Source organism: Vibrio sp. Y176 (assembly GCF_033438945.1).
On the sequence record NZ_JAWOQS010000869.1, the window covers coordinates 1 to 581 of the forward strand.

Genomic DNA, 581 nt, shown 5'->3' on the forward strand with positions numbered 1-581 from the left:
TCTCAACTAAGTCAACTTGCTGTTCGTCACGACCAGTCAGTTTTAGGTAGTTGATAGTCTGCTCATCGATGTAGAACATACCCGCGGTTGCACCGTATTCTGGTGTCATATTGGAGATGGTTGCACGGTCACCAATTGTTAGGTCGCGAGCACCTTCACCAAAGAATTCAAGATAAGAAGAGACAACACGCTCATTACGTAAGAACTCGGTAATCGCCAGAACGATATCCGTTGCGGTAATGCCGGGGTGACGTTTACCCGTCAGTTTTACACCCACGATATCCGGCAGACGCATCATTGACGGGCGGCCAAGCATCACAGTTTCAGCTTCTAGGCCACCAACACCAATCGCGATAACACCAAGTGCATCAACATGAGGTGTATGACTATCGGTACCAACACAGGTATCTGGGTAAGCAATACCCTGCTTCGCCTGTACAACCGGAGACATTTTCTCCAGGTTGATTTGGTGCATGATGCCGTTACCTGCGGGAATTACGCTGACGTTTTCAAAAGCTGTTTTACACCACTCAATAAAGTGGAATCGGTCTTCGTTACGGCGCTCTTCAATCGCGCGGTTT

1 protein-coding gene is annotated in these 581 nt (G+C 48.4%); it reads right to left on the minus strand.

What is annotated here, in order from left to right:
- Positions 1–581 (minus strand): aconitase family protein (locus R7O13_RS29125; RefSeq protein WP_318305489.1); only part of this gene is annotated, 581 nt, incomplete at both ends.